Below are 5886 nucleotides of genomic sequence, written 5' to 3'. Positions count from 1 at the left end.
TACCGCCCAGGGGCCACCCTGGCCCACCGAATCAGGCTCCGCGATGGCACCTGCAGGCACCCCGGCTGCTCCATGCCCGCCGTGGGCTGCGATCTGGATCATGTCGTGCCGTTTGATCACGACAACCCCGAAGCCGGCGGCCCCACCGTCGAGGCGAACATGGCCTGCCTGTGCCGGTTTCATCACCGGTTCAAAACCTTCGTCGGCTGGGACTACGCCCTCACCCCCGATGGCACCCTGATCATCACCACCCCCAGCGGCAAAACCATGTACACCACACCAGATGGGCCCCTGGCCGCATTCCGTCGTGAGCAGGCCGCTGCCGAAGCCGCCGCCTGGGACCGGCAACAACACCGCAGCCCCGACCCCAACAAAGCCGCCGCCACCGGCGGGAGCAACACCTGCGACCACAACGAGCAGACCGCCGCCTCCCGCCGCCAATCCCGCGCCGAGGCCCGCCGTGAGGCCGAGCGGGCCACCAATGCCGCGGACTGGGCCACCCGGGACAGTCACGATGCCGCACGCGCGAAAGCCCACGCCGAGGCCAAAGCCGCCCGCGCCAAAACCAAAGCGTCTGTCGACGCCAAGCGGAAGGAGTGGATGAAGGAACCCGAGGTGGAAACCGTTGAAGGTCCCGACGGCCGCATCATCGGCACCATCCACTACCCCAACCGGAAACGACCCGCAATCCAGAGTGAAACCTACGATCGGCGCTTCCCGGACTACACCGACTACCTCGACGTCCAGCCCTGCACCGACGACAAGGTCAACGCCGACTCCTTCAAAGAAACCTTCGACCCCTCCCAACCCATCTACATGCCCAGACCCCGCCAAGGCCGCCCCCGCCTCAAATTCGAAGACCTCACCGACAGCCCCCAAGAACACCACCTCTGGCACCTACTCCAAGAACTCCCACCCTTCTGAGAAGAGCCACAGGCAGCGAGGCATAGGCATCTCAAGGGCGGGAGCTACGGATGAGCCCGTGCCGCAGCTACCGAGGGATCAGCTCCGCCAACGCCGCGTCGGACCGGGCCAGCGCATCGCGGTCGAACATCGAGGTGGAGACCATGATCTCGTCGGCGCCCGTCCGCTCCACCAGGCGCGAAAGCTCCCCCGCAACCCGCGCGAGGTCGCCATACACGGCACCGTCCAACCAGTCCTGCATCCGGCGCAACTGCTGCGGACGGAACTTCCGGCCCAGTACCTCCGCCGGCGAGCTCAGCGGCCCGAACGCCCCGGTCTCCCGGGACTCCGCCATCGCCCACGCCTCCGACACCAACAACTCGCGCGCAGCCTCAGTCGACTCGGCCACCGCCACCTCGAGGCTCACCACCACATATGGCTCGGCCACTCCTCCGGCCACTCCCCCGGCCATTCCCCCGGCGACGCCCCCAGCCACATCCGTCGCAGCATCCACGCCCGGCCGGAAATTCGCACGATACTTCTCCAACGGCGCCGGATCCGCCAGCAGCTTGGACCCGCCCACCACAACCGGCAGCCCCAACTGGGCCGCGATCTCCAGACCACGCCCCATCGCCAGCACGAACACCGGCGGCGGATCCGCGACAACCGGCAGCGCCGTGACCGGACCACGCCCGTGCAGGAAATCCTGAAGGGCGGCGACATCGCGGGTGAAGTCGTCGTCGTCGTAATTTTCCACCCCGAGCGCCGCACGCACCGGCGCGGTGAATCCCAGGGACCGCCCGACGCCCAGGTCGATCCGCCCCGGATGCAGCGACTCCAGGAGCGCGAACTGCTCAGCCACGATCATCGGCCGATGATGCGGCACCATCACGCCGCCGGAACCCAGCCGGATGCGCCCAGTACGCGCTGCGGCGGCGGCGATCAGCAGCGGCGGACTCCCGCTGGCGATGCCGGGAACCGCGTGGTGCTCGGCCACCCAGAATCGGTGAAACCCCAGGCTGTCGGCGTGCTCGGCGCGGCGAAGGGTGCCCTCGAGCGCGGTGACGTGGGACTCGCCGTGGCGGGTGCGCGACCGATCCAACACGGAGAGGCGGAGCGTATCCGGCAGGTCGAGGGTGGCCACGCCCCCACCGTAGCCTCGGCGCCGCCGCGGGGCGCGACTGCTAGTGCGGGGTGGGGCCGCTAGTTCGGCGCGGGCCCCGCGTGCTGCCGGACCCACGTGTGCATCGCGATCCCGGCCGCGACGCCCGCGTTGATCGAGCGGGTCGAGCCGAACTGCGCGATCGAGACGGTCTTGACGGCCCGCAGCCGCGCGTCGTCGCTGACGCCCGGCCCCTCCTGGCCGAACAACAGGACGCACCGGGGCGGCAAGGTCACCGTTTCGAGTGGCTCGGCGCCGGGAAGATTGTCGACGACGACGACGGGCAGTCCCTCATCCGCAGCCCACGCCATGAGTTCGTCTACGTCGGCATGGTGCCGGAGATGCTGATACCGGTCGGTGACCATGGCCCCGCGTCGGTTCCACCTGCGGCGGCCCACGATATGAACCTCGGCGGCGAGGAAGGCGTTGGCGGTGCGGACGACGGTGCCGATGTTGGCATCGTGGCCGAAGTTCTCGATCGCCACGTGGAAGGGGTGGCGGCGAGTGTCGAGGTCGGCAACGATTGCTTCTCTACGCCAGTAGCGGTAGCGGTCGACGACGTTGCGACGGTCGCCCTCGTCCAACAATTCGGGGTCCCACTTCTCGCCGGTCGGCCGGGGCTCGCCGGGATGCTCGAGCTCCCACGGGCCGACGCCGACCTGGCCCTCGCCCCACTCGGTGGGGCCGGCAGCAGCGTGGTCGGCCGTCTCAGATGGCTCGGCTGTCGCAGCTGACTCGGCTGTCACGCCTGCCTCGGCCGGGGAGTTGGATTCTGCAGAACTCACGAGGTGAGGCGCTTGTTCGTGAACTTGAGGATCCGCCCGGGGATGACCTGCGAGGCCAGGTACATGGCGGTGGCCTGCTGTCCGACCGGCCGGTGCACGCTGTCGGTGAGGGCGTCACGCAGTCGACCGACGAGCCCGGAGCTTCGGCGTCCGGCCTTGTCCGCGACGGCGACGATCTCGGCGGCAACGTCGTCCTCGGTGAGGGTCACGCCCAGGTTCTTCATTCCCGCGGTCTCGACGCCGGCGAGCATCTCGGTGCCGACATAGAGCGGCCAGACCGAGGACACGTGCACGCCGTGCGGGCGCCACTCGAGATCGAGTGCCTCGGTGATGCCGCGGACCGCGAACTTGGTGGCCGAGTAGGTGGCCATCTCGGCCTGACCGTAGATCGCCGAGGCCGAGCAGACGTTGATCACCGCCGGCCGGGTGCCCTTGCGCAGGAACGGGAACGCTGCCCTACATCCGTAGAGAACGCCCTTGACGTTGACGTCGACGAGCAGCGCGTCCTGCTCGTAGCTGGCGTCGATGAACGGGGTGCCATACAGCGTGCCCGCATTGTTGACCAGTACGTCGATGCCGCCGCCGGTGCGGGTGGCAAAATCGCCGAGGGCGGACTCCCAGGCCGCGGGGTCGGTCACGTCGAGCGCCCCGGTCACCACGCGGTCGTCGCCCTCGGCCCAGGTGCACTGCTTCAGGTCGTAGGCGCCGACGAGGTAGCCGGCGTCGGCGAACATGCGGGCCGTGGCCTCCCCGATCCCGCGGCCCGCGCCCGTGACCACCACGCTGCGGCGGCGGTCACGGCTGCCGGTCATGGGCGAACCGGCGGCGCCAGTCTCAGGATCAGCCGCAGTCACGTTCCGCTCCCCGCGAATCGGGCGGCCGCGGCGGTGCCGGTGAGCATGAGCAGCGCGGCCAAGGCGTAGGTGTCGATCACGCCGACGTCCAGCGCGCGGGCCTTCAACGACCCGGCCTCGGCCTTGCGGCGAACCAGGATGAGCGCGTCGCTGACCAGGAACGACGGACCGGCCACCGCCAGCAGGGTTGCCGCCGGTCCATGCGAGCGATCCACCGAGGTGGCGAGCGCCGATAGGGTGGCCAGCAATCCGGCGTACCCGGCGAGCGGAGCGTTGTCCTTACCCTCGGACAGCAGCATCATCCCCACACCACCGGCGATGACCCCGTGCACGGCCGACTGCAGCGGCTTGAACCGCAGGCCCGAGCGCAGCATCAGCGACCCGACGGCCAGATGCCCGACACCGAACGCCGCGGCCCCCGCCACGAGTCGGCCCTTGGACCGGCTGGCGTGCCCGCCGCCGAGCATGAGGATCACATCGCCCGTGGTGTACGCGGCCCCGGTGACCGAGAGCAGCGCGGCGTCGGTGGCGGAGAGGCTGCCGTCCCGCAGCGCGATGGTCAGCGCCGCCGGCACGATGAGCGGCTTGCACAGCTTCTCCAGCGGACCAAATTCGAGCGCCTTCGCGATCTCCGTCCCACCGGTGGCCGCGAGAAACGCCGGCCCCTCCGGTCGCGACGCATCCATCAGACCCTCTACACGTGTTGCGAGTGCCTGCATCAGGGTGTCGGCGAATGTCGCCTGGGGTGTTGTCGTCGTCAGGTTCTTGATCTTGTTCTTGATCTTGCCCTTGACCTTGTTGTTCTTGATCTTCGCCACGGTGCTGTCACTCATCTCGGTGGTCACTCCAGTCCCAGGTCGGCCAGACCCAGCAGGGCCCGGTACTCGACGCCCTCGGCGCGGATCACGTCGTCGGCGCCGGTCGCGCGGTCCACGACGGTAGCCACGCCGACCACCTCGGCGCCGGCCTCGCGCACGGCCTGCACCGCGGTGAGCGGCGAGTTTCCGGTGGTGGTGGTGTCCTCGACGACCAGCACGCGGCGGCCGGTGATGTCCGGGCCCTCGACGCGGCGCTGCATGCCGTGCTTCTTGGCCTCCTTGCGCACCACGAACGCGTCGATCGGGCGGCCGGCCGCGTGCATGATGGCGGTCGCGACGGGGTCGGCGCCGAGGGTCAGGCCGCCCACCGCGTCGAAATCCCAGTCGGCGGTGAGCTCGCGCAGGAGCCGCCCGATCAGCGGGGACGCCTCATTGTGGAGAGTGGCGCGGCGCAGGTCAACGTAGTAATCGGCCTCGCGACCGGACGAGAGCGTGACGCGACCGTGGACCACGGCGAGCTCCGCGACCAGCTCGGCCAGCCTGCTGCGCGCGGCGGAATCTACTTCGGGGGCGGTGCTCATCGGTCTCCTCGTCAGCGGGCTGGGCGGGGTCGCACGGCGTGCCCCGCGGGGCGGCCGGGCGTCGGCACTGACTCTAGACGGCCCCGCCGGATCACTTCCGGTTGATCACTCGCGCAGGGTCACTCGCGAATATCCGGCGGCAGGTGCAGGCGAGTGGTCCGCTCGACGTCCGGCTCGATGCCGGGACGCTCGCGCCCGGGCGCGGGGTTGCTGGCTTCGGAGCTTTGGCTGCTCTCTTCCGCGCCTCCGTCGGCCTTCTCGTCCTCAGCCTTCTCGTCCTCGGGCTCCGCGCGACGACGACGCCGCCCCGACGACCGCATCTCCGACGGGTCGATCCCCATCCGCTCCGCGAGCTCAGCGACCGACAGCTTCTGCGTGACCTCGGACGGGTCGAGATCGTCGGCGCCGTGCTTGCCGCCGGAACCGCGCTGCTCCGAGGCGCTCTCGTCCGCAGCGGGCTCGTTCGCATCCTGCGAGTCCGAACGGCCCGTGCCCGAGGTGCCCTCACCCGAGCCGCTACCGTCCGAGCCGCTCTCGTTCGAACCACTGGCCTCCGAACCGTGCCGGCCCGAGGACCCGTCGAAGTCCGATCCGCCGTCGATCCGGGCCGCGTCGAAGCGCTCGACCTCGTCGCGGATCTCGTCCTCGTTGTCCTCCGAACCGAGCGGCTTGATGCCGGCCCCACCGGTCGCGACGCCGGCGGCCAAGGGCGGCACCGACGCATCCTCGGGGTAGGCCTGCCCCACGCCTCGGGTCGGGCGCGCGAGCGGCGGCCGCGGCTCC

Annotated in this window: 6 protein-coding genes and 1 pseudogene; 1 reads left to right on the top strand and 6 read right to left on the bottom strand. The window is 70.1% G+C overall.

Annotated features, from left to right (window positions below; all coding sequences use genetic code 11):
- Window positions 1-924: HNH endonuclease signature motif containing protein (locus G6016_RS14585; protein WP_206682317.1), on the top strand; the 924-nt coding region annotated here is incomplete at its 5' end.
- A 67-nt stretch (window positions 925-991) separates the two neighbouring features.
- On the opposite strand, the gene G6016_RS14580 is transcribed toward G6016_RS14585, so the two are convergent.
- The 6 genes and pseudogenes from G6016_RS14580 to G6016_RS17335 all read right to left on the bottom strand — a co-directional run.
- Complete coding sequence (locus tag G6016_RS14580) at window positions 992-2047, bottom strand: MsnO8 family LLM class oxidoreductase (RefSeq protein WP_182633341.1); 1056 nt, start codon at window positions 2045-2047, stop codon at window positions 992-994.
- A 59-nt stretch (window positions 2048-2106) separates the two neighbouring features.
- Window positions 2107-2811 (bottom strand): TrmH family RNA methyltransferase, encoded by a 705-nt coding sequence (locus tag G6016_RS14575; RefSeq protein WP_182633344.1) that lies wholly within the window; start codon window positions 2809-2811, stop codon window positions 2107-2109.
- Window positions 2812-2846: 35 nt separating this feature from the next.
- A complete protein-coding gene (locus G6016_RS14570) occupies window positions 2847-3662 on the bottom strand; it encodes an SDR family oxidoreductase (protein WP_182633340.1) in 816 nt (271 codons plus the stop codon).
- Window positions 3663-3700: 38 nt separating this feature from the next.
- Window positions 3701-4537, bottom strand: a complete 837-nt coding sequence (locus G6016_RS14565; RefSeq protein ID WP_241730335.1) for a lysoplasmalogenase family protein — start codon at window positions 4535-4537, stop codon at window positions 3701-3703.
- An 8-nt stretch (window positions 4538-4545) separates the two neighbouring features.
- Window positions 4546-5103 carry an orotate phosphoribosyltransferase gene (gene pyrE / locus G6016_RS14560; protein WP_182633339.1) on the bottom strand — a complete coding sequence of 186 codons (558 nt, stop codon included), beginning with the start codon at window positions 5101-5103 and terminating at the stop codon, window positions 4546-4548.
- A gap of 119 nt (window positions 5104-5222) precedes the next feature.
- Window positions 5223-5886 (bottom strand): annotated as a pseudogene (locus G6016_RS17335) (hypothetical protein); the annotation flags it as partial.

Source organism: Dietzia aerolata (assembly GCF_014144865.1).
GTDB classification, from domain to species: Bacteria; Actinomycetota; Actinomycetes; order Mycobacteriales; family Mycobacteriaceae; genus Dietzia; species Dietzia aerolata.
Note: the sequence above shows the minus strand (reverse complement) of the source record. Positions and strands in the feature narration are given on the sequence as shown.